This window comes from Caballeronia glebae (assembly GCF_001545035.1).
Taxonomy (GTDB): Bacteria; Pseudomonadota; Gammaproteobacteria; order Burkholderiales; family Burkholderiaceae; genus Caballeronia; species Caballeronia glebae.
On the sequence record NZ_FCOJ02000077.1, the window covers coordinates 1 to 22799 of the forward strand.

General features: G+C 62.9%; 24 protein-coding genes and 5 tRNA genes. 6 read left to right on the plus strand and 23 right to left on the minus strand.

The window, feature by feature from the left end; all coding sequences use genetic code 11:
• A partial coding sequence (locus AWB82_RS32550; protein ID WP_143756952.1) for a LysR family transcriptional regulator occupies nt 1–902 on the minus strand: 902 nt, incomplete at its 3' end.
• Nucleotides 903–1324: 422 nt separating this feature from the next.
• Between AWB82_RS32550 and AWB82_RS32555 the strand changes: the two genes are divergently transcribed.
• Together AWB82_RS32555 and AWB82_RS32560 are read left to right on the plus strand one after the other, a co-directional pair.
• A complete protein-coding gene (locus tag AWB82_RS32555) occupies nt 1325–1726 on the plus strand; it encodes a transposase (RefSeq protein WP_061125459.1) in 402 nt (133 codons plus the stop codon).
• Nucleotides 1727–2012: 286 nt separating this feature from the next.
• On the plus strand, nt 2013–2270 hold the full coding sequence (locus AWB82_RS32560; protein WP_086973417.1) for a hypothetical protein: 258 nt from the start codon (nt 2013–2015) through the stop codon (nt 2268–2270).
• A gap of 251 nt (nt 2271–2521) precedes the next feature.
• On the opposite strand, the gene AWB82_RS32565 is transcribed toward AWB82_RS32560, so the two are convergent.
• Nucleotides 2522–2833 carry a hypothetical protein gene (locus AWB82_RS32565; RefSeq protein ID WP_086973418.1) on the minus strand — a complete coding sequence of 104 codons (312 nt, stop codon included), beginning with the start codon at nt 2831–2833 and terminating at the stop codon, nt 2522–2524.
• A 354-nt stretch (nt 2834–3187) separates the two neighbouring features.
• On the opposite strand from AWB82_RS32565, the gene AWB82_RS32570 reads away from it, so the two are divergent.
• Nucleotides 3188–3823, plus strand: coding sequence for a YdcF family protein (locus AWB82_RS32570; RefSeq protein WP_235023529.1), 636 nt, complete (start codon nt 3188–3190; stop codon nt 3821–3823).
• A 280-nt stretch (nt 3824–4103) separates the two neighbouring features.
• Nucleotides 4104–4346 carry a hypothetical protein gene (locus tag AWB82_RS32575; protein WP_086973420.1) on the plus strand — a complete coding sequence of 81 codons (243 nt, stop codon included), beginning with the start codon at nt 4104–4106 and terminating at the stop codon, nt 4344–4346.
• A gap of 117 nt (nt 4347–4463) precedes the next feature.
• Here AWB82_RS32575 and AWB82_RS32580 read toward each other — a convergent pair whose 3' ends face one another.
• Complete coding sequence (locus tag AWB82_RS32580) at nt 4464–4880, minus strand: gamma-glutamylcyclotransferase family protein (RefSeq protein WP_086973421.1); 417 nt, start codon at nt 4878–4880, stop codon at nt 4464–4466.
• Between the two features lie 154 nt (nt 4881–5034).
• Here AWB82_RS32580 and AWB82_RS32585 point away from each other — a divergent pair, with 154 nt between their 5' ends.
• The gene (locus AWB82_RS32585) at nt 5035–5868 is read left to right on the plus strand and encodes an AraC family transcriptional regulator (RefSeq protein ID WP_086973422.1); all 834 of its coding nucleotides are present in this window, start codon (nt 5035–5037) and stop codon (nt 5866–5868) included.
• A gap of 18 nt (nt 5869–5886) precedes the next feature.
• On the opposite strand, the gene AWB82_RS32590 is transcribed toward AWB82_RS32585, so the two are convergent.
• The 7 genes from AWB82_RS32590 to gltX form a co-directional block, all read right to left on the minus strand.
• A complete protein-coding gene (locus AWB82_RS32590; RefSeq protein ID WP_086973423.1) occupies nt 5887–6351 on the minus strand; it encodes a GNAT family N-acetyltransferase in 465 nt (154 codons plus the stop codon).
• A 165-nt stretch (nt 6352–6516) separates the two neighbouring features.
• Nucleotides 6517–6593, minus strand: a tRNA-Asp gene (locus AWB82_RS32595).
• A 70-nt stretch (nt 6594–6663) separates the two neighbouring features.
• A tRNA-Glu gene (locus tag AWB82_RS32600) sits at nt 6664–6739 on the minus strand.
• Nucleotides 6740–6811: 72 nt separating this feature from the next.
• Nucleotides 6812–6888 (minus strand) — tRNA-Asp (locus tag AWB82_RS32605).
• Nucleotides 6889–6957: 69 nt separating this feature from the next.
• Nucleotides 6958–7033: transfer RNA gene (locus tag AWB82_RS32610), tRNA-Glu, on the minus strand.
• Nucleotides 7034–7187: 154 nt separating this feature from the next.
• Nucleotides 7188–7263: transfer RNA gene (locus AWB82_RS32615), tRNA-Ala, on the minus strand.
• Between the two features lie 153 nt (nt 7264–7416).
• Nucleotides 7417–8826 carry a glutamate--tRNA ligase gene (gene gltX, locus AWB82_RS32620; RefSeq protein WP_086973424.1) on the minus strand — a complete coding sequence of 470 codons (1410 nt, stop codon included), beginning with the start codon at nt 8824–8826 and terminating at the stop codon, nt 7417–7419.
• Between the two features lie 189 nt (nt 8827–9015).
• Here gltX and AWB82_RS32625 point away from each other — a divergent pair, with 189 nt between their 5' ends.
• Nucleotides 9016–9954: a patatin-like phospholipase family protein gene (locus AWB82_RS32625; protein ID WP_327345878.1), complete on the plus strand. Its 939-nt coding sequence runs from the start codon at nt 9016–9018 to the stop codon at nt 9952–9954.
• A gap of 70 nt (nt 9955–10024) precedes the next feature.
• Here the strand turns inward: AWB82_RS32625 and AWB82_RS32630 are convergent, their stop codons facing one another.
• From AWB82_RS32630 to AWB82_RS32690, 13 genes are all read right to left on the minus strand, one after another.
• Entirely contained in the window at nt 10025–11257 is a 1233-nt protein-coding gene (locus tag AWB82_RS32630; RefSeq protein ID WP_086973426.1) for a c-type cytochrome, read from the minus strand.
• Entirely contained in the window at nt 11254–11823 is a 570-nt protein-coding gene (locus tag AWB82_RS32635; RefSeq protein WP_086973427.1) for a (2Fe-2S)-binding protein, read from the minus strand. Before AWB82_RS32635 ends, AWB82_RS32630 begins: the two co-directional genes overlap by 4 nt.
• Complete coding sequence (locus AWB82_RS32640; protein ID WP_086973428.1) at nt 11820–14630, minus strand: xanthine dehydrogenase family protein molybdopterin-binding subunit; 2811 nt, start codon at nt 14628–14630, stop codon at nt 11820–11822. The genes AWB82_RS32635 and AWB82_RS32640 overlap by 4 nt, the downstream gene beginning before the upstream one ends.
• A 380-nt stretch (nt 14631–15010) precedes the next feature.
• The gene (iscX, locus tag AWB82_RS32645; protein WP_008349212.1) at nt 15011–15208 is read right to left on the minus strand and encodes a Fe-S cluster assembly protein IscX; all 198 of its coding nucleotides are present in this window, start codon (nt 15206–15208) and stop codon (nt 15011–15013) included.
• A gap of 14 nt (nt 15209–15222) precedes the next feature.
• Nucleotides 15223–15564: an ISC system 2Fe-2S type ferredoxin gene (gene fdx / locus AWB82_RS32650; protein ID WP_086973429.1), complete on the minus strand. Its 342-nt coding sequence runs from the start codon at nt 15562–15564 to the stop codon at nt 15223–15225.
• 48 nt (nt 15565–15612) lie between these two features.
• A complete protein-coding gene (gene hscA, locus AWB82_RS32655) occupies nt 15613–17478 on the minus strand; it encodes a Fe-S protein assembly chaperone HscA (protein ID WP_086973430.1) in 1866 nt (621 codons plus the stop codon).
• A 36-nt stretch (nt 17479–17514) separates the two neighbouring features.
• Nucleotides 17515–18045 (minus strand): Fe-S protein assembly co-chaperone HscB, encoded by a 531-nt coding sequence (hscB, locus tag AWB82_RS32660; protein ID WP_086973431.1) that lies wholly within the window; start codon nt 18043–18045, stop codon nt 17515–17517.
• Nucleotides 18046–18128: 83 nt separating this feature from the next.
• Nucleotides 18129–18452, minus strand: coding sequence for an iron-sulfur cluster assembly protein IscA (iscA, locus tag AWB82_RS32665; protein WP_086973432.1), 324 nt, complete (start codon nt 18450–18452; stop codon nt 18129–18131).
• 56 nt (nt 18453–18508) lie between these two features.
• Nucleotides 18509–18937 carry a Fe-S cluster assembly scaffold IscU gene (iscU, locus tag AWB82_RS32670; protein ID WP_086973433.1) on the minus strand — a complete coding sequence of 143 codons (429 nt, stop codon included), beginning with the start codon at nt 18935–18937 and terminating at the stop codon, nt 18509–18511.
• A gap of 50 nt (nt 18938–18987) precedes the next feature.
• A complete protein-coding gene (locus AWB82_RS32675) occupies nt 18988–20211 on the minus strand; it encodes an IscS subfamily cysteine desulfurase (RefSeq protein WP_086973434.1) in 1224 nt (407 codons plus the stop codon).
• Nucleotides 20212–20295: 84 nt separating this feature from the next.
• Nucleotides 20296–20823: a Fe-S cluster assembly transcriptional regulator IscR gene (iscR, locus tag AWB82_RS32680; protein WP_086973435.1), complete on the minus strand. Its 528-nt coding sequence runs from the start codon at nt 20821–20823 to the stop codon at nt 20296–20298.
• Nucleotides 20824–20952: 129 nt separating this feature from the next.
• A complete protein-coding gene (locus AWB82_RS32685; protein WP_086973436.1) occupies nt 20953–21435 on the minus strand; it encodes a low molecular weight protein-tyrosine-phosphatase in 483 nt (160 codons plus the stop codon).
• Nucleotides 21436–21561: 126 nt separating this feature from the next.
• On the minus strand, nt 21562–22797 hold the full coding sequence (locus AWB82_RS32690) for a DUF3734 domain-containing protein (RefSeq protein ID WP_096031478.1): 1236 nt from the start codon (nt 22795–22797) through the stop codon (nt 21562–21564).
• Nucleotides 22798–22799: the final 2 nt, after the last annotated feature.

A 22799-nucleotide genomic window follows, 5' to 3' on the forward strand; every position in this document is an offset into this window, starting at 1 on the left:
TATCCGAGGTCTTCCGCACGCGGCGGCAGCGATGCGATCAGCGACCACACCGACTCCGCTGCGGGCGACAGCGAGCGATCGCGCCGGCGCACGAGCTCCACGGTCCGCTCGGCGCGCGGTTCGAGCGGCAACGCAACCAGCGACGAATCCGCCGGCAGCGGCAGCGCGAGCCACGGCAGCACGCTCACGCCGACGCCCGCCTCGACGAGCCCGAACACGGTCGCGGAGTGCCCGAGCTCCTGCACCACCTGCGCCTCGACGCCATGTTCCTGCATCACCGCATCGATAATCGGCCGGCTGCCGGACGCGTAGTCGAGCATCACGAGCCGCTCGCCGGCGAGCGCTTCCCACGGCACCGCGCCCTCGCGCCCGAGCGGATGATCGCGCCGCGCGACGAGACAGAAGGAATCGGTCATCACCGGTTCGCCGTGTAGTTCGTCGGAGGAAAACGGTCCGATCACCACGCCGAAATCGACCTCGCCGGACTTCACCTTGCGCAGGACATCGGACTGGACGTCATCGCGCAGGCTCAGGGTGATCAGCGGAAACTGCCGCAGACACGAGGCGATCACGCGCGGCATCAGCCGGCACGCGACCGTCGGACTCGCCGCGACGATCACGCGCCCGCGGCGCTGCTGACCGAGATCGCGGACTTCGCGCAAGGCTTCGTCGAGATCCGCGAGCAGGCGCGACACGGTGCCGACGAGGTTGACGCCCACATCGGTCAGCTGGACCTCGCGCGTCGTCCGGTCGATCAGCTTGAGGCCGATTTCCCCTTCGAGCTCGCGCACGCAGCGGCTTACCGCCGACTGCGTGAGGCCGATTTCATCGCCCGCGCGGCTGAAGCTGCGCAGTCTCGATACTTCGATGAAGACGCGCAGTTGCCGCAACGTCACGTTCAATGGCGCGTTCATTCAGGAACTCATCAATATCTTCGTTTCATGCGAATTATAGCGGGCAATGGTCTGACTTCAGGCACGAACGCGCGTTTCGCTGCGGTGCAGCAAACTGCCGGAACGCACGCTGGATGGGCCTATTGCACTTGATTGGTGATTGTCCCGATTTCTTAATCAGTGTGTTTCGGGTCTGATACGGGCCATGCTGACATCGCGTCAGCCTACTGCCATGCGGGTTTCCCGGATTTAGCAACATGCATGGCACGGTTCTCGCATTTCATTGCGCACAGAGGTTGGAGCCATTCGCGGTTACATCGAACATCGTCCGCCGCAATCGCTCTGGCCTTCCCAGGTATTCGTTCATCGGATTCCGACCAGAGTGCGCGGCGCGGGGCAGCGCACCGGGGTTAGCTTCGCTGAGGTGAGATATGGTGCTGTTCGACGATTTGAGAGATAACGAGTGGGCGCTGGTTGAGGCGTTGTTCTGTGCCGAACCGGCGCGTAGCGAACGGCGTGGCCGTCCGCGCGTCGAGGCGCGGGCCGTGGTCAACGCGGTCTTGTGGGTACTGTCGACGGGCGAAGGCTGGTCGAAGCTGCCCGGACGCTACCCGTCCCCGCCGACTTGCCGCCGCCGCTTCGATGAATGGCAGGCAGACGGCACGCTGGCCGAGATCGTGAAGCGCCTTTCCGGCAATGGCCGCGAAGTGTCGTTGCGCGGGCGCATCGGTTCGAGCGCCGCAAAGCCACCGGCGCCGCCGAGTCGCGATCGCCTGCGAGGCGCATTCTGGACGAACCCGGAATCGTGGCGCGCTCCGGCCAAGATGGCCTGAACGGATCTGCTTCGGTCGAAGCCGGCACTCGCTGGCTTCAATTGGCTTCATTCAGACATTTCACCTCTGGCGCAGGTTGCGGCCTGCGCGAACCTTGGTACCTTCAGCATTCGTCGCGCTGCCGGCCGGCTACGGCAATCGATTGCGTCCGGGCGGCTTAGCACAGTCACCTGGACCGTGTCTTCGACGAAACAACTCTTTACGATTCCTTACAGCGCCCCGGCGGATCACAGCATAGCTTGGTGAATGATCGAACAAGCCCCACGAAGGCTTCGAGGATTTCACCATGAAGGCATCGACTCTGCTCGTGCATGGGGCGTTCGTCGCGCTGACCAGCACTGCGGCGATGAGCCAGGCCCAGCCCCCGCCTCCCGCATCCGATTTCCACGTGAGCACGAAGGCTTCGACGGCCGCGTCGCAGAACGCCGGCCGGAGCCGCGATGCGACGCCGCCCGCGCCACGTGGCGACTTGCGCGGCGATATCGCGAGCAACGTGCGTGCGCGTCCGGATTCCGAACGTGATGCGCGTTCACAACATCATTGAGTTAGCTGGTTTGCGACGATGGCAACGATGCGCATTTCACGGAACCACTACGGCGCGCGCCAGTCACACCCCATGTCATGAGCACAGCATGGCAACAGTGAGATCCGGTATGCCCGTGTCGTTCGCGATACGGGCACTTTTTTTGAGGAATCTGCGTTGACTGTAGGCCGGCTGTCGGCTTTTTCGTCCGACGACAACGCCCCCTCGACCCGTCTGTCGACTGTCGACCGCTGCCGGCGTATTCGGCAGTGCTAGACTCGCGCCTCCAGGACCGCTTCCTGACCACCGAACGCATAAGGTTCCATGCGGCGCAAGTCCCAGTCGGTCGCACGTTCGTCGCGCGAAAGTCGGTTGAATTCGTGCTTGCCGCGCTCGGTCACGACCGCGATATCGACCGGTGCGTGGAATCCGGGCGCGGGCGCCACGGTGCGCTGCCGGGCGAGTTCGAGCAAACCGAGTGCGCGCAAGAGATCGAAAACGTTGGGGCGTTTCGCCCAAGGTACCTGACGATACTGCGCTCGGCGAAGTGCTTCGAGTACAACTTCGTTGGAATACGTGGTCATCTCGTTCTTTCTTCCTATGCAGCCATGACGACGCTCGTGACGGTCGCAAGACGGTCCGCGACGTCGACTAAACGCGGCGCGCCGAATTCCGTATGCGATGAACGACTCGCAGCCGAATGTTTGGCCACCGCTTGCGTTAGGTGCTGCTTTCTATTACAAGCCCCCGTTGACAGCGCGCTAATCACGCGCTTTGCTGCGACATCCGCCGATGCGTTCCCGAGCACGCGATGACGGAACAAATTGCCCTGAAACCAATACGTTACCCCAATCAAATTGGTTCTATTCACTTTATTGCTGCTTTTTTTTGCATTATTCGCGCTATGGCGGCGACGCCGCATCCAGATTGCGATCGTCGTGGTAGCGCTCGTGTGGGCGATCGGCGCGGGATGGTTCGCGACCCCGCTGCTCGATCTCGCTCAGCACGGCTATCGTCACACGGACGTGCCTTCGTTCGCGCCGCAGACGACGATCGTGCTGATGGGCGGCGGCACGCGTCGCGGCGAGTCGGGACTCGTCCCGCAGTTCAATGCCGTGCGGCGCATTGCCGCCGTTGGGATGTTGTATCGCGAATGCCGCGACACTGGCGCTGCCTGCAAGGTGATTCTGAGCGGCGGCGATCCGCAGCATCACGGGCAAGCCGAAGCCGACAATTACGCGCCATACGTCCTTGCACAAGGGGTCGCTTCAGTCGATCTCGTGCGCGAGAATCAAAGCCTTAATACTTATCAGAACGCGCGCAACGTGGCCGGTATTCTGGGCCCAGCACATGACAACCGTTTGATCGTCGTCACATCCGCGTATCACATGCGCCGCGCGTTACGCGCTTTCGAGGCTTTCGGCTATGCGCCGGCGCCCTATGTGTCGGACGTGCGGCCCAATCGAGCGACCTTCTTTCCGCACATCCGGGGCTTCACGAACAGCGAACTCGCGATGCACGAGCTCGTGGGACTCGCGCGCTTCGATGTGTATCGCTGGCTGCGTCTCTATTAGCCGTCGGCGCGCCCGACCAGATCGCAATGCTAAGCACTCGCAAATAACTCGACGATTGTGCGTTATCATGCGTGTCCGGTTTTGGGGCGGGCACACGACACACCGTTGCCCGATTCCGGGCTTATGATTCGGATTGTCTGATCGTCAGGCGTTTGACGTTTCCCGGCTGACGGCCTGCAAAGCGGGAGCGATTTTTGCTCAGACACTTTGCTCAGACACATTTGTCGTTCCAACGGATCGGACAGACGATTCCAGGTCCAACTACTACTAGGAGGTAAAAATGAAGAAAGTGTCCCTGGCTGTTCTGTTGTCCCTCAGTGCGGTCGCGTCGGCCGCGTATGCCCAGAGCGATCAAGGCGTGACCATGAGCACCGATCCCGCCAAAATCTCCGACGTCGAGTCGCGCGCCCAGGCTCTGCAGTCGCGTCAGGAATCGCAACGAATGACCGAGCAGACGCCCTCGCACAAGTCGACGCATCACAAGAAATCGCACAGCAAGCCGGCCGGCAACTCCAGCCAGTAAGCCGGTTCCCGCTGCAAGGCACGGGGCCATTCACGCCGCCGTGAGTCGATACGTCGGCTCACTGCGGCGCGGACAAAAGCAGCATTTGCGGTTTCGCGGATTGCGCGTATTCAGCCGCTAGACACGCGCGGCGCGATGCGCCACCCAGTCGCCGCTCTCAATACACGGCAGTCCGTCGGCAGCGGCCGCCGCAACGGGATAGATTAGGCAATCTATCCGATCCGGTCTCCCCTCGATGTCCACCTCGACATGCAGGCGATGGGAGCGGAATAAACCTTCCACGCCCGGATACACGTTTTCGATCTCATCGAGCACGGGCACGAGCGCGTCCTCGATCCGGTAAACATCGCCGCGAATCGGTGCGCCCTTCTCGTCGATCACGAGCCCCGGATACGTGCCGAAGTCGAAGAGTTGTCCCTGAACGTGCGCCGCGCAGATCCATTCGGGCGTCGCGACGCCGTGTCGTGCGGCCGCGCGGTTGATATCGTTGACCTCGCCCGCGCGCAGCGTGCCGTAGACAAAAACGTATTGCATCGAAAGAGCCGCTCCTGTTGTCGGAAAGGTGATCAACGGGCATTATGCGCTGCGCAAAATTTGTGGCGCGCTCCGGGCGAGCGCTTTCGGCTAACATCGGCGCGTGGCGACCGACGAAACCCGGACGCCTGAACACAATTCAATCTGAACGAACATGGCCACGTTTGTCGAATCGAGCTCGTCGGGCGAGGAAGTCGAACATCTCGACATTCCCGTCGAGCATTCGCCGACGCTCGATCATCCGATTCGTGTGCGTTCGCGGCCGGTTCCCTACGGCGTGCGCATCGCGCTGCATACGCATCCGTGGGCGCAGGTCGCCTACACGTCGCGCGGCGTGCTGCGCGTCGCGACCACCGATTCGACCTGGATGGTGCCGCCCTCTCGCGCGATCTGGGTGCCGCCCAATGTCACGCACGAGGTCGTGATCGTCGAGGACGCCTATCTGCGGACGCTTTATGTCGACGCGAGCGTCGTGCCGGCGGGTCTCGGCGCGTGTCGCGTCGTCGAGGTGTCGCCCCTTTTGCGCGAAGTCATCGCCGCGCTCGACGAAGAACCGATCTCCCGCCAGCGCGAGCGCCTGCTGGGTACGCTCGCGCTCGATGAAATTATTCGCTCGCAGCCGTTGCCGCTTTCCGTACCGATGCCCAACGAGAAGCGTCTGCGCGCGTTGTGCAACGCGGTGCTGGCCGATCCGTCGCATTCCGACCTGGAACGCTGGTCATCGGAGGCGGGCGCGAGTTCACGCACCATCGCGCGGCTTTTCAGGCGCGAGCTTGGCGTGAGTTTTTCACAGTGGCGTCAGCAGGCCGTTCTCGCCCGCGCCATTCCCTTGCTGAGCCAGGGCCGTCCGCTCGCGCAAGTCGCACGTGCGCTGGGCTATCAGAGCCAGAGCGCATTCTCGGCGATGTTCCGTCGTGCGTTCGGCGAGAGCCCGCGCGCATTTTTCGCGCGCGATAGCCGCGATGAGCGCGACGTCGACAACGTGTAGGAGGCGCACGCGCCTCGCTCAAACGCGCCGCACCATATGCCGGATCGCGCCGAGTTGCGCGAGACGCGGACCAGCCGGCCGATAGCCGAGTCGTATGTAGAGCCGCGCCGCAGGGTTATCGACGAACACGCGCAACTGACATTCGCCAAGCCCGCGCGCCCTCGCCCAGCGATGCGCCGTGTTGAGCAGGAAAGTCCCAGCGCCGCGACCGCGATAACCCTTCGCAATCTGCACGTCGCGGATATGCAGCGAATCATTTTCCTCGGTGACGCGCATGACGCCAATCGGTATTCCGTCCGCCTGCAGGATGAAGTTTTCGGACTCGCGCCAGCTGGAGAGGAAGAGATCGCCGCGCCACACGAGATTGTGGCGCCGATAGTAGCCGACCATGTTTTCATGCGTGAGCGCTTCGGCGAAGGCGAAGTCCGCCATGTTCGCCTGGCGCAGTTGGTAGAGCGAGAGGTCTTCGGTCGGGTCGAGCATCGCGCGGGCACGAGAAACAAGTGCCTAAACACTAAGACAGTGGGCGCAGGCTGGCAATGGCCAATATTACGGTCGAACGCGCAGCCCACGCGTACGAAAGGGAATCGGCGGCGAACGGGCAAAAAAAAATCCAGCCCGAAGGCTGGATTTTTTCATACAACGATTTGGCGGAGCGGACGGGACTCGAACCCGCGACCCCCGGCGTGACAGGCCGGTATTCTAACCAACTGAACTACCGCTCCACTTCTTTTCATCGGCTCGTAGTGTCATCTACGAATCTTGCAGCGCTTTCTATAGCAGCCGCCGATGTTCTGGCGTCCCCTAGGGGATTCGAACCCCTGTACTCACCGTGAAAGGGTGATGTCCTAGGCCTCTAGACGAAGGGGACTTCAACTTCTACACACCCTGCGGCGAAAAAAAACCGGCTCTCATTAGCCGGAGTGTTCCTGCTCGCAAGTGTTGGCGGAGCGGACGGGGCTCGAACCCGCGACCCCCGGCGTGACAGGCCGGTATTCTAACCAACTGAACTACCGCTCCACTTCTTTCCATCGATTCGCGGTGTCACCCGCGAATGTGCAGCGCTTTTACTAGCAGCCGCCGATATTCTGGCGTCCCCTAGGGGATTCGAACCCCTGTACTCACCGTGAAAGGGTGATGTCCTAGGCCTCTAGACGAAGGGGACAGAAACTTGTGATTCTGTCTTTACTACCGTTTCGCTGATCTACTTGCTTCGAATCAACGAAGACCAAAATTCTAAACAACTTCGCGTTACTTGTGAAGTATTTTTTGCGACTTCCGTTTCCGGAAAACAAGCCTCGCGCTACTTCATCTGTTCTTGGTGGAGGTAAGCGGGATCGAACCGCTGACCTCTTGCATGCCATGCAAGCGCTCTCCCAGCTGAGCTATACCCCCTTGCAGAACAGAAACGAGATTCTATAGGGCATTTTCGAAGTTGTAAATACCGTCTGACGAGTTAAGTGAAACTTTTTTGTCTCGCCAGAGGCCGATGTGCGCAATGGATGACGCCCCGCCGTCATCCGTCATCCATCACGCGTCGCTACGAGTTCAATCCGCTGCTTTCTTCAGGCGCGTCGACACGACATCGCGGCCGAAGAGCATCAGGACGGCATCGATCGACGGCGTATGCGTCGTGCCCGCGACCAGCAGACGCACCGGCATCGCGAGTTGCGGCATTTTCAGCTTGTGGGCGGTAAGCGTCGCCTTGAGCGCCGCCGCGATCGCTTCCTTGGTCCAATCGACGTTTTCGAGCGCCGCGCGCAGCTCCGCGATAGCCGGACGCACCGTATCGGTGACGTGCTGCGCGAAAGCGTCCGGCTCGATGACGGGCTCACGATAGAACATCGCGGCGTTATCGGCGATTTCCTTCACCGTCGATGCACGATCCTTCAGCAGCCCGATAACCTGATCGAGCGGCGCGCCGCCGTCGATCGCCGCGGCATCGATGCCCGCCTGCAGCAGGAACGGCCTGGTCAGTTCGGCGAGACGCGCGTTGTCCGCTTCCTTGATGTAGTGCGCGTTGAGCCAGTTGAGCTTGTCGTGATCGTACTGCGCGGGCGATTTGCCGAGATGGTCGAGATCGAACCATTCGACGAACTGCTCGCGCGAGAAAATCTCCGCATCGCCATGCGACCAGCCGAGGCGCGCGAGATAGTTCACTACCGCTTCGGGCAGATACCCATTGTCGCGATAACCCGTCACGCTCATCGCGCCGTGGCGCTTGCTCATCTTCTCGCCCTGCTCGTTCAGCACAGTCGGCAGATGCGCGTATACCGGCGCTTCGCCGCCGAGCGCGCGCAGGATGTTGATCTGGCGCGGCGTGTTGTTCACGTGATCGTCGCCGCGAATGACGTGCGTGATCTTCATGTCGAGATCGTCGACGACCACGCAGAAGTTATAGGTCGGCGTGCCGTCGGGACGCGCGATCACGAGATCGTCGAGTTCGTCGTTCGAGATTTCGATGTGGCCTTTCACCGCGTCGTCCCACGCGACCGCGCCCGAGAGCGGATTGCGAAAGCGCACGACGGGCGTCACGCCTTCCGGAACCGGCGGCAGCACCTTGCCCGGCTCCGGACGCCACGTACCGTCGTAGCGCGGCTTTTCGCCCGCGGCGCGCTGGCGCTCGCGCAGCGCGTCGAGTTCTTCCGTCGACATGTAGCAGTGGTACGCGAGTCCCTTCTCCATCATTTGCGCGACAACTTCGCGATAACGGTCCATGCGCTGCATCTGATAGAACGGGCCTTCGTCGAAATCGAGCCCGAGCCACGCCATGCCTTCGAGAATCGCATCGACCGATGCATCGGTGGAGCGTTCGAGATCGGTGTCCTCGATGCGCAGCACGAAGGTGCCCTTCATCTTGCGCGCGAACGCCCACGGATAAAGCGCGGAGCGAATGTTGCCGAGATGGATGAAGCCGGTCGGGCTCGGTGCGAAGCGTGTGCGGACTTGGGTGGTCATTGCTGTCTACTCGATGAATGGCGGTGCGCGTCGGCGCTCGAAACCCGCGCAAAATGAGACGAAATTATACTCGCCACCCGCTTCGCGCCGATCCGCGCGCCTTTTGTTTTATGATGTGCGCGCTTTTCACGAGTCTCCCGAACGCCCGCACGGACGGGCCAGCCGGGACCCGCTGCACCGCCGGAGCACATCTTGAGTTCATCGTCACCCCGTCTTTCGCGCCGCGCGTTTTCGCTCGCGGCCGCATCGTCCATTCTCGCCGCCTGCACGACCCCGGGCGGCGTCATGTCAGGCGCGACCGGCATGCCAGCCGCGCCGCCCAAGGAAGGACCGCAACAACCGCTGCGCATCGGGCTCGCGCTCGGCGGCGGCGCGGCGCGCGGCTTCGCGCATATCGGCGTGATCAAGGCGCTCGAAGCGCGCAACGTGCGCGTCGATCTGGTCGCGGGCACGAGCGCTGGCTCGGTCATCGCCGCGTTGTACGCATCGGGGATGAGCGGCATCGCGATCAACAAGCTCGCGCTGACGATGGACGAAGCCTCGATCAGCGACTGGGCGATGCCCTTTCGCACGCGCGGCATTCTGCAGGGCGTCGCGCTGCAGAATTACCTGAACAAGACGCTCGACAACCGTCCGATCGAGAAGATGGCGAAGCCGCTCGGCATCGTCGCCACGGATCTCAGGAGCGGCCAGCCGATTCTCTTTCAACGCGGCAACACAGGCATCGCGGTGCGGGCGTCGTGCAGCGTGCCGTCGATTTTCGAGCCGGTGAAGATCGGCGATCGCGAGTATGTCGACGGCGGGCTCGTGAGTCCGGTGCCGGCGGCGTTCGCGCGCAAGATGGGCGCCGACTTCGTGATCGCGGTCGATATCTCCGCGCGGCCGGAAAGCGGCCTGACGTCGAGCTCGTTCGACGTGCTGCTGCAAACCTTCACGATCATGGGCCAGACCATCAAGGCCTACGAGCTGGACAAATACGCGAGCGCGGTCATTCGTCCCAACCTCAACGCGATGAGCAGCAGCGATTTCAGCCAGCGCAACGCGTCGATCCTCGCGGGCGAGGAAGCGGTCGCCAAAATGTGGCCGACATTGCAGCGACAGCTCGCGGAACGCGGCGCGCGCGTCTGATTCTTTTCGCGCGCCGAATGCGACGAGGCCACGCAACGCTGCGTGGCCTCGTTTTTTTCGGCATGTCGCCTTAGCGCAGCGACTTCACCTTGTCGGCGGTCACATCGCCCGGCTGACCGCCCCAGGTCGTGCGAAGATAGTTCGCGAGCTGCGCGATCTGTTCGTCGCTATAGGTCTGAGCGAAACCCGGCATGTGCTGCATGTTTTCCACGCCCGGGAAACGCTGCGCCTCGATGCCATCGAGCGTCGACACGACGAGATTGCGCGGATCGGCCTGGCGCAAGGTCGAATTGCCGTCCATCCCAACCGCGACATGCGGCTTGCCCTGACCGTCGAAACCGTGACAGCCCGCGCAGGAATCGAGATAGAAGCCGCGGCCGGCCGTGCGTTGCGCCGGATCGTCGAGCTTCACGGCGGAAAGCGGCGCGGGTTTGACGGGTGCGTCGCCGAGCAGATAGGTCGCGAGCGCGCGCAAGTCGTCGGCATCCATATGCTGCGTGCTCAGTAAAATCACGGGATGCATTTCGCCGAACGCGGAGCCTTGCCGGGCCATGCCGGTCGCGAAGAACGTTTGCAGATCCGCGCCCGTCCAGCCGCGCGCGGCGAGCGCCGCCGGCGTGATGTCAGGCGCGCCGATGCGTCCGAGCGCGCCGCCCTGCAAGGTCTTCGCGTCCTGCATCTGGCCGAACCCGCCGCGCGGCGTATGGCATTCCGCGCAATGACCGAGCGCGTTGGCAAGATAACGCCCGCGCGTCCAGTCGGCGGATTGCCCCGACGATGCATCCGGCAAGGTGTCTTTCAGGAACAGCAGATCCCAGAAACGCACGGCAAAGCGCACGTTGTACGGGAACCTGAGATCGGCGTCGACGTTCGGCACCGAGGCGGGCCTTTGCGTCATCAGGTACGCATAGATCGCGTCGCTGTCCTCACGCGATATCTGCCGATACGACGTGTACGGCATCGCGGGATAGAGTTTGTGCTTCGGCGTCATGCCGTCGTGCAGCACGCGATAGAAGTCATCGGCGTCATACGTGCCGATGCCGTGCTTCGCGTCCGGCGTGATATTCGTGCCGTAGAACGTACCGAACTGCGATTCGAGCTTCACGCCGCCCGCGAACGGCGCGCCGCCGGCCGCCGTGTGACATGCGGCGCAATCGGCGGCGTGTGCAAGATACCGGCCGCGCGCAATCTGCTCGGGCGAGCTTTTCACGGGCGGCGCGGCATCCTTCTGCTGGCCGCATCCGATGAGTGCAAAAGCGGCGAACGCGAGCGGCGCGAGGCGTTTCAGGATCGATCCCTTCATGCTGCGTCCTTCACGAGTCCGGGCGTGGCAAGCACGAGATCCTTCACGGCCTCGTAGTAGCGCACGTAGCCGGTGCAGCGGCAGATGTGCTCATTGAGCGCATCCGTGATGGTCGCTTCGATCTGGTCCTTCGCGATCGGATTGCGCTTGAGTCTTTCGATCAGCACGGTCGTCGCGTTGACGAAACCCGGCGTGCAATAGCCGCACTGGAAGCTGAAGTGTTCGAGAAACTTCTGCTGCACCGGCGACATCTCGACGACCTCGCCCTGCTCGTTGCGCTTCGCGTGGCCTTCGACCGTGCGCACGGTTTTGCCGTCGAACGCATGCGCGCCGTTGATGCACGTGCGCACTTCCTCGCTCGTGCCGTCGGCCCGGTCGACGATCACCACGCACGCGCGGCAGATCCCCTGACCGCATCCGAGACGCGAGCCGGTGAGCCCGAGATACTCGTGCAGAAAATCGATCATCGGCAGACCGGCGGGCACCTGCGTCGGGCCGATTTTTTCACCGTTGATCGTCATCGAGAGCGAACGCGAGTCGAGGCCCGCGGATTGGATGGCCGTCATGCGAGCACCTCTTGAATGTTTTGCGGCGTCACCGGTAAATCGGTGAAGCGATGGCCGATCGCATGCGCGATCGCGTTGACGATGGCGCCGACCACCGGAATCATCACCACTTCGGCGATGCCCTTCGGCGGATCGGTTTCGGAAAGCGGCGGCAGCACTTCGCCCGTTTGCTTCCACACCGCCACGTCGCTCGCGAGCGGCAAGCGATAGCGATTGAAGTTCCAGGTGCCGTCGCCCGGACCGCCTTCGTAAAGCGGCAGATATTCGTGCAGCGCGTGTCCGATGCCCATCGCGAGTCCGCCTTGCAACTGGCCGGACACGAGTTGCGGCGCGATCTGGTTGCCGCATTCCATGATCGAATGATGCGAAAGCAGTTCGACCTTGCCGCTCGACTCGCTGACCGCCAGTTCGACGAGCGTGCCGATCGCGCTGTAGTACGTGACCGCCGCGTTGTTGCGTTGCACGGGCGGAATGAAAACCCGCTTGCGGTCGAGCACGGTGTAGCCGTTGGCCGTGGCTTTCGCTTGGCCGGCGCCGAGGCGCACGGAGAGGCCGTCGACGGGAATTCGCACGCCCTCTCCCGCGATGTCGAACTGCGCCTCGCTCCACTGCCAGCGATTGAAGGCATGCACGACCGCGCCCGTGACGAGTCCGAGTTCATGCGCCTTCTTCGCGAGCTGCTCGAAGGCAAGCGGTTCGAGTCCGTCGGCGGATAGCTTGCCGTCCGTCCAGCGCGCGTCTTCGATGCGCACGACGAACGACGCCGACTGACCGCCGCCGATACCCTGCCCCCAAATCGCGAGCGCCGCTGGCCAGATGCCGTGTCGGAACACGACGCGCGCCGCCTCGTGCGTCGAATGCGTGAAGTAGAACGCCGAGTTCGTCGCGCTCGACGGCGACATATAGGAAGGCGACCAGCGCGGATTCGCGCTCAGGCGATCCTGCTCGGGCTGCGACATGATGTACGGATCGCCGCTCGTGACGACCGGCAAATCGGTCCAGTCGATCGTCGCCATGTGCACGTCGGACGCGGGCTTGCCGAGCCATTTCGCGCACGCGAGCGCTTGCGACGTCGACGCGCCCGTGCCGATTTCCGCGCCCGAGTGATGCAGCGCGATGCGGCCATCGGCGGTGAATTCCACCTTCGCGAAGGCGCTCTCCGCGCCCGTGCCGAAGTCCTTCTGCGTACACGCGAAGCCGACGCCGTAGCGTTTGCCCGGATTCGCCGCCTCGAATTCGCTCTTGCGCTTCGCCCGATCCGTCCAGAGCACATGCGTCTGCGCGCGTCGAAGCACGTCTTCCGCGCGCATGGCGCCCGCCGGAATCGCGCCTTGCGTATTCTTCATGCCGCTGCGCATGACGTTCTTCAGGCGCAAATCGATCGGATCGATGTCGAGCGTCTGCGCGATTTCATCGATCATCAGTTCGGTCGCGGTCATGCTCTGCAGCGTGCCGTAGCCGCGCGCCGAGCCTGCGTCGACCGCGCGCGACGCGATCGCGGTCGTGGCGAGATCGCTCTTCGGGATGTAGTAGATGGACTGAGCCGCCGTCGCCGCCACCATCGCCACCGATGGCGAAAAGTTGCAGCGCCCGCCGCCGTTCGCGATGAAATCGCCCTTGAACGCCTGAATCAGGCCCGTCTTCCTGTCGATCGCCATGCGATAGCGCATGTCGAACGCATGCCGCTTGATCGACGTCTGAAACTGCTCGAAGCGGTCGTTGGCGATACGCACCGGGCGGCCATCGCCGTATAGCGACGCGACGAGCCCGTAGAACGGAAAGTTGTAGTGATCCTTCGAACCGTAACCGACCGTGTAACACGGATGCAGAAACAGGCTCTTCACCGCGAAGCCCGACTTCTTCGTCATCTCGATCGCGCTCTGCGCCACTTCATACGGGCCTTGCGTCGGGATGATCATGTGCAGCGACTGCGTAGCCGCGTCGTACCAGCAATTCGCGTTGTCGGGTTCGAGCGCGGCCGTGTCGATCGATTGCGAACGATACTCGCGGTCGACCACGAGCCATTGCTCCGGCGGATGATCGAGCGTCGCGGCGATCGCGTCCGCATGGAAGGCGCCCTGCTCGTCGAGCTTGCCGTGCTCGGCGGCGCTCGCCCACACCGGCTCGCGCTTTTTCATCATGTGCGGGAAAAGCGGCGTGTCCTTGAGGCTCGAAAACGTGTCGTCGTCGTAAGGCGTTTTGCCGCCGACGCGCACGTAGCGGAACGCAGCCCACGGATCGCGTTCGAGCGGGCCGGTCGTGGCGTCATAGCGGATCACGCCTTCGCGGAATTGCAACTTGTCTTTTGCGAAGCGAAAGCGCGCGAAGTCGTGATAGATCAGGATTGCGACCGCCTGCCCGAGATACGCCGGCGTCTTGCCTGCGGGCAGCAGCATGTCGTCGCCGTAGAAGGCGGGGAACGCGAGCTTGTCGCGCGCGAGATCGTCCGCCGTGACGATGCGATCGGGCGCAAGGCCGGCATCGAGCATCGAGAGATCGAACCCCTCGTAGGTGCGATCGGCGAGCGTCGTGCGCAGGATCAGCGCGTGCGACTGCGTCTTCGGCCAATGCGGCATGTCCGCCGCGCGGATGTCGCGCGCGAACACCTTGGCGCCCGTCACCTTCGCGATGCCGTCGATGCGGAACTTCGCGCCGCCACTCGTCGCATCCCACTCGACCGGCGTCAGAATCTTCTCTTCGAACAATGCGGCGAACGCGCGGGTGCCGAGCTGTGCGATGAACACCGACACGCCTGCAAGCGCACCCGCTTTCAGAAAACCGCGCCTCGACAGGCCCAGATTCCCCATGTACTTCTCCTCAATTGATCGCCCAAGAGACCGTCCACGCGCGGGACGGCCGCACGCCGCCTTGACGCGGGTGTGTAAAAATTTGTCTGCAATGCGAAGCATCGCCGCGAGAAGCGTGTGGACGCCGGGTACGACGAAGCGCGGCCGACATTTATTGCTCAATGTCAGACAACGCGAAGCGGGCGCGATTTTAAGTCGCAGGGGAACGGCGAACAACGATCCGGAGGTGAAGTTATGTCAAAGATGGAATTCGTTGCTCGCGTGCAAAATCGAGACAGGATCGGAAGGCGCGGCGGCACACGACGCGCTCCCGCAAAACAAAACGGCGGCTTCTAACGAAGCCGCCGCTGTATGAAGACTGGAACCGGAGTTCGGGACGATCAGTAATCCGCGTCCTCGATCCACGCCGCCTGGATCGCTTCGAGAATCTTCTCGTTGGACTTTTCCGGATCGTCGTCGAAACCATCGAGTTCCGTGATCCAGCGATGCAGGTCAGTGAAACGCACATATTGGGGATCGACATCCTGATGCGCGTCGGTGAGTGCCATCGCGATCTCCTGGGTATCTGTCCACTTCATGGGCGAGCCTCCTGTCAGTGATTTTCTTTGGCGTGATTGATGGAGTACCGCGGGATCTCGACCACCAGATCCTCGTCGGCAGGCACCATTGCCTGACATGATAACCGCGATGTCGGTTCGAGACCCCAGGCTTTGTCGAGCAGATCGTCCTCGTCTTCGCCGGACGGTTCGAGCGCGTTGAAGCCCTCGCGAATAATGACGTGGCACGTCGTGCACGCGCACGATTTCTCGCAGGCATGCTCGATTTCGATGCCGTGATCCAGCAGGTTGTCGCAGATGCTCTTGCCGAGATCGGCGTCGATCACCGCGCCGTCCGGACAAAGCTCCACGTGAGGCAGCACAACGATTTGAGGCATAAGACTGGTTTTCCGTAAATGCTTGAGTGTTCGTGATTCGCGCGATGATCAGACGTCGTCGAGCTTGCGGCCGGCGAGCGCGCGGCGAATGCTCTTGTTCATGCGGCGCGCGGCGAATTCATCGGTGCCGGTGGCGAGCGATTTGGTGGCGTCCTCGATCTTCTCGACCGATTCGCCGTTCGCGAGCGCCGCCAGTTCGGTCACGAGCGTGAGGATTTGTGCGCGCTCTTCGTCGTCGAGCAATTCGCCGTCGGCTTCGAGCGCGACGTGCGTCGCTTCGATGAGGCGCTGCGCTTCCACCTGCGCCTCGCGCAACGCACGCGCGAGCATGTCCGTGTCGGCCGTCTTGAAGCTCTCTTCGAGCATGCGGGCGACTTCGTCGTCGGCGAGCCCGTACGACGGCTTCACCACCACCGACGCTTCCACGCCCGAACCCTGCTCCCGCGCGAACACGGACAGCAGACCGTCCGCGTCGACCTGATAGGTCACACGAATGCGCGCCGCGCCCGCCGCCATCGGCGGAATGCCGCGCAGTTCGAAGCGCGCGAGCGACCGGCAATCGGACACGAGTTCGCGCTCGCCCTGAACGACGTGAATCGCCATCGCCGTCTGGCCGTCCTTGAAGGTCGTGAAATCCTGCGCGCGCGCGGTCGGAATCGTCGAATTGCGCGGAATGATTTTCTCGGTGAGGCCGCCCATCGTCTCGACGCCGAGCGACAGCGGAATCACGTCGAGCAGCAGCCAGTCGTCGCCTTCGCCGCGACGGTTGCCGGCGAGCAGATCGGCCTGAATCGCCGCGCCGAGCGCGACGACCTGATCCGGATCGAGATTGATGAGCGGCGGCTGGCCGAAAAACGCCTCGACCGCGCGGCGGATGACCGGCATGCGCGTCGCGCCGCCGACCAGCACCACGCCCTTGATGTCCTTCGCGACGACCTTCGCGTCGCGCAGCGCTTTTTTCGTCGGCGTGAGCGTGCGCGCGACGAGTGCTTCGGTCAGCGCGGCAAACTGGGCTTCGGTCACGGCGACGTCGATTTCGACGCCCGTGGAAAGCGTCGCGTTCACGCGCGTTTCGGGCGCGTCCGACAAGGCTTCCTTCGCCGAACGCACGCGATCGAGCAGCAGGCGCACGTCTTCCGGCGTCTCGGGCGTGACGCCCGCCCGCTCCAGCACATGCCGATAAAGCGCGTGATCGAAATCGTCGCCGCCGAGCGCGGAATCGCCGCCCGCCGCGAGCACTTCGAAAACGCCCTTCGTGAGTTTCAGGATCGACAGGTCGAAGGTGCCGCCGCCCAGGTCGTAGACGGCAAAGAGACCTTCCGCGCCGTTATCGAGACCGTAGGCGATCGCGGCCGCCGTCGGCTCGTTCAGCAAACGCAGGACGTTCAGGCCGGCAAGCTTCGCCGCGTCCTTGGTCGCCTGTCGCTGGGCTTCGTCGAAATAGGCCGGCACCGTGATCACCGCGCCGACGAGATCCTCGCCGAGCGTGTCTTCTGCGCGGTAACGCAACGTCGCGAGAATTTCCGCCGACACTTCGACCGGGCTCTTCACGCCGTCGATGGTGCGAATCTGCACCATGCCCGGCGCGTCGATGAAATCGTACGGCGCGTTCTCCGCGCCCTCGACCTCGCTCTTGCCGCGGCCCATGAAGCGCTTGACCGAGACGATCGTGTTGCGCGGGTCGATGACCGCCTCTTCCTTCGCGGTGCGGCCGATGCGCCGTCCGCCCTTCTCCAGATAGCGCACGACCGACGGCAGCAACACGTGGCCGTCCTCGTCGGGCAGCGCTTCGGGCACGCTGCTGCGCACGGCCGCGACGAGCGAGTTCGTCGTGCCGAGATCGATGCCGACCGCCACGCGCCTTTGATGCGGCGCCGGCGCCATGCCGGGTTCTGAGATTTGCAGTAAAGCCATCGTTGGTCTTATGGGGTTAGGTCGGGCGCGCTCGTCTTACGCGTGCTCCAGCCGTTCGATTTGCGCGTCGATCTCCGTCGCCACGCGTTCGATGAACATCAACTGACGCACCGCTTCGCTCGCGGGCTGATCCGACTTGCTGTCGATCAGCGCCTCTAGCTTGGTGAAGCGCACGCGCTCTTCGTCGCGCAATTCGTCGAGCAGCGCTTCGAGCGCGCCGATGTTCTTCGCGTTCGCGGCATCCTCGATATTTTCGCGCCATTCCATCTGCTGCATCAGGAACGCAGGCTCCATCGCGGTGTTGTTCTCCGCGCCGACGTCGATGCCACGCTGCGACAACATATAGCGCGCGCGCCTGAGCGGATCGCGCAGCGTCTGATAGGCCTCGTTCGCGTGCGTGGCCCACTGCATCGCGACGCGTTTCTGCGCATCGCCGGCGGCGGCGAAACGGTCCGGATGCACTTGCGCCTGCACGGTGCGATAGGCGTCGTCGAGCTTTTGCGGATCGACGGCGAAGGTCTGCGGCAGATCGAAGAGATCGAAGTGACTGTCGGTAAGCGAAGCCATGCTATGTCTATGAATTCAGTGTGCGCGAATAAAAAAGGCGGCACGCGCCGCCTCTCTTGCCGATACCGCCGGCGTCATTCCCGTCAGATGCGGAAGGATTCGCCGCAGCCGCACTCGTCCTTCGCGTTCGGGTTGTTGAACTTGAAGCCTTCGTTCAGGCCTTCGCGGGCGAAGTCCAGTTCGGTGCCGTCGAGATACGGAAGACTCTTCGGATCGATCACGATCTTCACGCCCGACGACTCGAACACGGTGTCTTCCGGCGCGAGCTCGTCGACATATTCGAGCTTGTAGGCGAGGCCCGAACAGCCCGTCGTGCGCACGCCCAAGCGCAAGCCGACGCCCTTGCCGCGCCGCATCAGATACTTCTGCACGTGTTGTGCCGCTTTATCCGTCAACGTGATTGCCATGTCTTCGCTTCTCTCTCCGAGGCGCCACACGCATGCATGGCGCCCGCTTTCGTCACTTAGGCCGCGTGTTGCTTCGCTTCTGCCGCCTGCGCTTCGGGCGCAGCGACGCCATGACGCTGCTTGTAGTCCGCAACCGCCGCCTTGATCGCGTCTTCCGCGAGGATCGAGCAGTGGATCTTCACCGGCGGCAGCGCCAGTTCTTCGGCGATGTGCGTGTTCTTGATAGTGAGCGCCTGATCCAGCGTCTTGCCCTTCACCCATTCGGTGACGAGCGAACTCGATGCAATTGCCGAGCCGCAGCCGTAGGTCTTGAACTTCGCGTCCTCGATCACGCCATCCGCGCCGACGCGGATCTGCAGCTTCATCACGTCGCCGCACGCGGGCGCGCCGACCATGCCGGTACCGACGGTGTCGTCGTCTTTCGAGAACGAGCCGACGTTGCGCGGGTTTTCGTAGTGGTCCAGAACCTTGTCGCTATAAGCCATGATTCAAACTCTCCTAATATTCGGTGTCGCGCGCCGCTCAGTGCGGCCGCTTAGTGCGCTGCCCACTGGATGGTCGAGATGTCGATGCCGTCCTTGTGCATTTCCCAGAGCGGCGACAGATCGCGCAGTTTCGCGATCTTGCTCTTCAGCAGGTTGATCACGTAGTCGACGTCCTGCTCGGTGGTGAAGCGGCCGACCGTGAAGCGGATCGAGCTGTGCGCGAGTTCGTCGTTGCGGCCGAGCGCGCGCAACACATATGAAGGCTCAAGCGAGGCCGATGTGCACGCCGAACCGGACGACACCGCGACATCCTTCACCGCCATAATCAGCGATTCGCCTTCGACGAAGTTAAAGCTGATATTGAGGTTATGCGGCACGCGGCGTTCCATGTCGCCGTTGACGTACACCTCTTCGATATCCTGCAGGCCTTTCAGCAGACGGTCGCGCAGCATGCGAATGCGCTCGTTCTCCGTCGCCATTTCCTCGCGCGCGATGCGAAACGCTTCGCCCATGCCGACGATCTGATGCGTCGCGAGGGTGCCCGAACGCATGCCGCGCTCGTGACCGCCGCCGTGCATCTGCGCTTCGATGCGCACGCGCGGCTTGCGGCGCACGTACAGCGCGCCGATGCCCTTCGGGCCATACGTCTTGTGCGCCGAGAACGACATCAGATCGACCTTCAGCTTTTGCAGGTCGATTTGGATCTTGCCGGTGGCCTGCGCCGCATCGACGTGAAAAATGATGCCCTTCTCGCGCGTGATCTCGCCAATCGCCTCGATGTCCTGAATCACGCCGATCTCGTTGTTCACGCTCATCACGGAGACGAGAATCGTGTCCGGACGGATCGCCGCCTTCAACTTTTCGAGATCGATGAGACCGTCGTCCTTCACGTCGAGATACGTGACTTCGTAGCCTTCACGCTCCAGCTCACGCGTGGTGTCGAGCACGGCCTTGTGCTCGGTCTTCACGGTGATGACGTGCTTGCCCTTACTCTTGTAGAAGTGCGCCGCGCCCTTGATGGCGAGGTTGTCCGATTCCGTCGCACCCGACGTCCAGATGATCTCGCGCGGATCGCAATTCACGAGCGCCGCGACGTTCTCGCGCGCTTCTTCGACCGCACGCTCCGCATCCCAGCCGTACTGGTGGCTGCGCGAGGCCGGATTGCCGAACTGCTCGCGAAGATACGGGATCATCTTGTCCACCACGCGCGGATCGACGGGGGTCGTCGCGCTGTAGTCCATGTAAATGGGCAGGTGGGGAATATCGTTGTTCATCAGTCGCTCCGGGAAAATCGGTCAAAGCTCTTGGCTGGGACGTTCTTGTCTGCGCGCTCGGCTCGTGCCGTCGCGGCGTTTATGTCATCCGGCCAGATTGAAAATGGAATTCGGACCCTTGGGCGCCACGCGCGCGGCCTCGACGCCGGCCGATTCGGTGCGCCGGTCGCGCAGCACCGCCGAAGAGCCTTCGCGCGCACGCTGCTGGTCGACCAGATCCTTCAACGAGACGGAATCGAGGTACTCGACCATCTTCTGGTTCAAGGTCGCCCAGAGCTCGTGCGTCATGCAGTGGCCGTCGTGATGCTTCGTGCCTTCGCAGGTACCCTTGCCGCCGCACTGCGTGGCGTCGATCGGCTCGTCGACCGCGATGATGATGTCGGCAACCGTGACGTTCTCCGCGCGGCGCGCGAGGTTGTAGCCGCCGCCCGGTCCGCGGACCGACTCGACAATCTCGTGCCGTCGCAGCTTGCCGAAGAGCTGTTCGAGGTAGGAAAGCGAGATGCGCTGGCGCTGGCTGATGCCTGCCAGCGTCACCGGGCCCTGCTCCTGGCGCAACGCCAGGTCGATCATCGCCGTGACGGCGAAACGGCCTTTCGTGGTGAGTCTCATAATTGGGGGCTACCGCTAATACTCGATGATTTTCGTCAAGTATAAATATCCCACAGTTTTAGTCAAGTATCCGGGCCGAGATAAGTAGTCTTTTAACGTGCTTTTTTCGGGCTCCGGAAATGCCGTCGATCAGATCGCCAGCTGCGCGCGCAAAGCTTTCAGCAAGCCTTCGCAGGCGTCCTCGCATTGATCGAGCACCTTTTCGAAACCCTCTTCGCCGCCGAAATAGGGATCGACCACCACGCGGCTGTCGTCGCGCGTGGCGAATTCCATCAACAAGCGGATCTTGTCGCGATGCTCGGGCGGGCAGACGTCCGTCAAGGCGGCGGCATTGGCGTCGTCCATGACGATGAACAAATCGAAGCGCGCGAAATCGACTGCTCCGACCTGACGTCCGCGCAAGTTCGCCAGATCGAAGCCACGCTTCTTCGCCGCCTTCTGGGCGCGCTCGTCGGGCGGCTCGCCGATGTGCCAATCGCCGGTGCCGGCCGAATCGATGACTATGCGGTCGGCCAGTTTCGCGCGCTCGACGAGATCGCGCATCACCGCTTCCGCGCTGGGCGAGCGGCAGATATTGCCGAGACAGACGAAGCAGACCGCGATCGATTTCATCTAAAGCCGGGAAAAGTCATGGTGCGCGGCGACGTCAACGACAACCGCCGCCCGGAATGCGTCCCGAATTATACAAAGGGACACAAATTCTCGCCTGTTCGGGGCGTTCCGTCCTGCGCAATGTGTCTATCGCTCGTCGCGATGGATGTCATGCGTCACGAAACGGGATTCGCCGTTGGGCATATCGAGCCAGTCGCGGTGCGCAAGGGTGCGGCGCATATCGTCGAGGCCGCTTTCCCAGTGCTCGTGCATCGTCGAAAAGCCGAACTGGTAGTCCTTGTAATGGCCCTCGTACTCTTTCTGCCGGTAGATCAAATGGATGATGTTGTAGCGCTTCGAACACGCCAGTTCCTCGGCGAGCCTGCACCATTCGTCGCTCTGACGGACGGATTCGGGCACGAGATCGAGCACGTGCTGCAACACGTTCCGGTAGCGCTGCGAGCGCTGCATCTGGTCCGTGACGAGGCGCGTGCGGCTCGAAAACTGGACGTCCTTCACGCGTCCCATCACGTCGACGATGCTGTCCGGCACCGGTCCGCGCGCGCTCCACAGATCGACCTGGAAAGCGAGCGTGTCGCGGCGCGGCGTTGCCTGCGCGATCTCGTAGAGCGGCGTGTTCGACATGAGGCCGCCGTCCCAATAGAACTGGCCGTCGATCTCGACTGCGGCGAAGCCCGGCGGCAAGGCGCCCGAAGCGATGAAATGCTCGGCGCGCAAGCGGATCTGCGTGTTGTCGAAATACGCGAAGTTGCCGGTCGCGACGTTCACAGCACCGACCGACACGCGCGTCTCGCCGGAATTGATGCGGTCGAAGTCGCAAAGACGCTCCAGCGTGGCCTTCAGCGGCGTGGTGTCGTAATAGCTCGCGGCCTGCGGCGAACTCGACGCGATCGGCGACGGCGTCGGAAAACGCGGGATGAAAAAACCCTTCTGCCCCTCGACGAGCGCACCGAAGGCCTGCATGGCGGTGAACGCCTGGCGGATTTGATCGGCGGAATCGAACAGCGCGCGCTCGACGAAGGCGGGCAACGGCAAACCGAACGCGGGTTGGCAGATCGTCTCCCAGAATTCTCGCAGACGCGTCACGCGATGCTCGGGCGCGTTCCCCGCGATGATCGCCGTGTTGAGCGCGCCGATCGAGATGCCGGCGATCCAGTTCGGATGAATGTCCGCCTCATGAAGGCCCTGATAGACGCCTGCCTGATAGGCGCCCAGTGCGCCGCCGCCCTGGAGCATGAGCGCGATCGTCTCGTAGGGCGGCACGTGGATACGTTGCTTTCCGGCGGATTCGTCGCGCGCGGCGGACTCTCGATGCCCCGCGCGCCCCCTTCCTATGACTTCTTCGTTCTCGATTTCCGACATCC

Bases quoted from the DNA above. Each gene is read 5' to 3' on its own strand.
- iscU (WP_086973433.1), bottom strand. From the start codon at position 18,937: ATGGCTTATAGCGACAAGGTTCTGGACCACTACGAAAACCCGCGCAAC.
- AWB82_RS32575 (WP_086973420.1), top strand. From the start codon at position 4,104: ATGAAGAAAGTGTCCCTGGCTGTTCTGTTGTCCCTCAGTGCGGTCGCG.
- iscA (WP_086973432.1), bottom strand. From the start codon at position 18,452: ATGGCAATCACGTTGACGGATAAAGCGGCACAACACGTGCAGAAGTAT.
- AWB82_RS32640 (WP_086973428.1), bottom strand. From the start codon at position 14,630: ATGGGGAATCTGGGCCTGTCGAGGCGCGGTTTTCTGAAAGCGGGTGCG.
- AWB82_RS32690 (WP_096031478.1), bottom strand. From the start codon at position 22,797: ATGTCGGAAATCGAGAACGAAGAAGTCATAGGAAGGGGGCGCGCGGGG.
- AWB82_RS32560 (WP_086973417.1), top strand. From the start codon at position 2,013: ATGAAGGCATCGACTCTGCTCGTGCATGGGGCGTTCGTCGCGCTGACC.
- iscX (WP_008349212.1), bottom strand. From the start codon at position 15,208: ATGAAGTGGACAGATACCCAGGAGATCGCGATGGCACTCACCGACGCG.
- AWB82_RS32630 (WP_086973426.1), bottom strand. From the start codon at position 11,257: ATGAAGGGATCGATCCTGAAACGCCTCGCGCCGCTCGCGTTCGCCGCT.
- hscA (WP_086973430.1), bottom strand. From the start codon at position 17,478: ATGGCTTTACTGCAAATCTCAGAACCCGGCATGGCGCCGGCGCCGCAT.
- gltX (WP_086973424.1), bottom strand. From the start codon at position 8,826: ATGACCACCCAAGTCCGCACACGCTTCGCACCGAGCCCGACCGGCTTC.
- AWB82_RS32675 (WP_086973434.1), bottom strand. From the start codon at position 20,211: ATGAACAACGATATTCCCCACCTGCCCATTTACATGGACTACAGCGCG.
- AWB82_RS32585 (WP_086973422.1), top strand. From the start codon at position 5,035: ATGGCCACGTTTGTCGAATCGAGCTCGTCGGGCGAGGAAGTCGAACAT.
- AWB82_RS32590 (WP_086973423.1), bottom strand. From the start codon at position 6,351: ATGCTCGACCCGACCGAAGACCTCTCGCTCTACCAACTGCGCCAGGCG.
- AWB82_RS32580 (WP_086973421.1), bottom strand. From the start codon at position 4,880: ATGCAATACGTTTTTGTCTACGGCACGCTGCGCGCGGGCGAGGTCAAC.
- fdx (WP_086973429.1), bottom strand. From the start codon at position 15,564: ATGCCTCAAATCGTTGTGCTGCCTCACGTGGAGCTTTGTCCGGACGGC.
- hscB (WP_086973431.1), bottom strand. From the start codon at position 18,045: ATGGCTTCGCTTACCGACAGTCACTTCGATCTCTTCGATCTGCCGCAG.
- AWB82_RS32635 (WP_086973427.1), bottom strand. From the start codon at position 11,823: ATGACGGCCATCCAATCCGCGGGCCTCGACTCGCGTTCGCTCTCGATG.
- AWB82_RS32685 (WP_086973436.1), bottom strand. From the start codon at position 21,435: ATGAAATCGATCGCGGTCTGCTTCGTCTGTCTCGGCAATATCTGCCGC.
- iscR (WP_086973435.1), bottom strand. From the start codon at position 20,823: ATGAGACTCACCACGAAAGGCCGTTTCGCCGTCACGGCGATGATCGAC.
- AWB82_RS32555 (WP_061125459.1), top strand. From the start codon at position 1,325: ATGGTGCTGTTCGACGATTTGAGAGATAACGAGTGGGCGCTGGTTGAG.
- AWB82_RS32565 (WP_086973418.1), bottom strand. From the start codon at position 2,833: ATGACCACGTATTCCAACGAAGTTGTACTCGAAGCACTTCGCCGAGCG.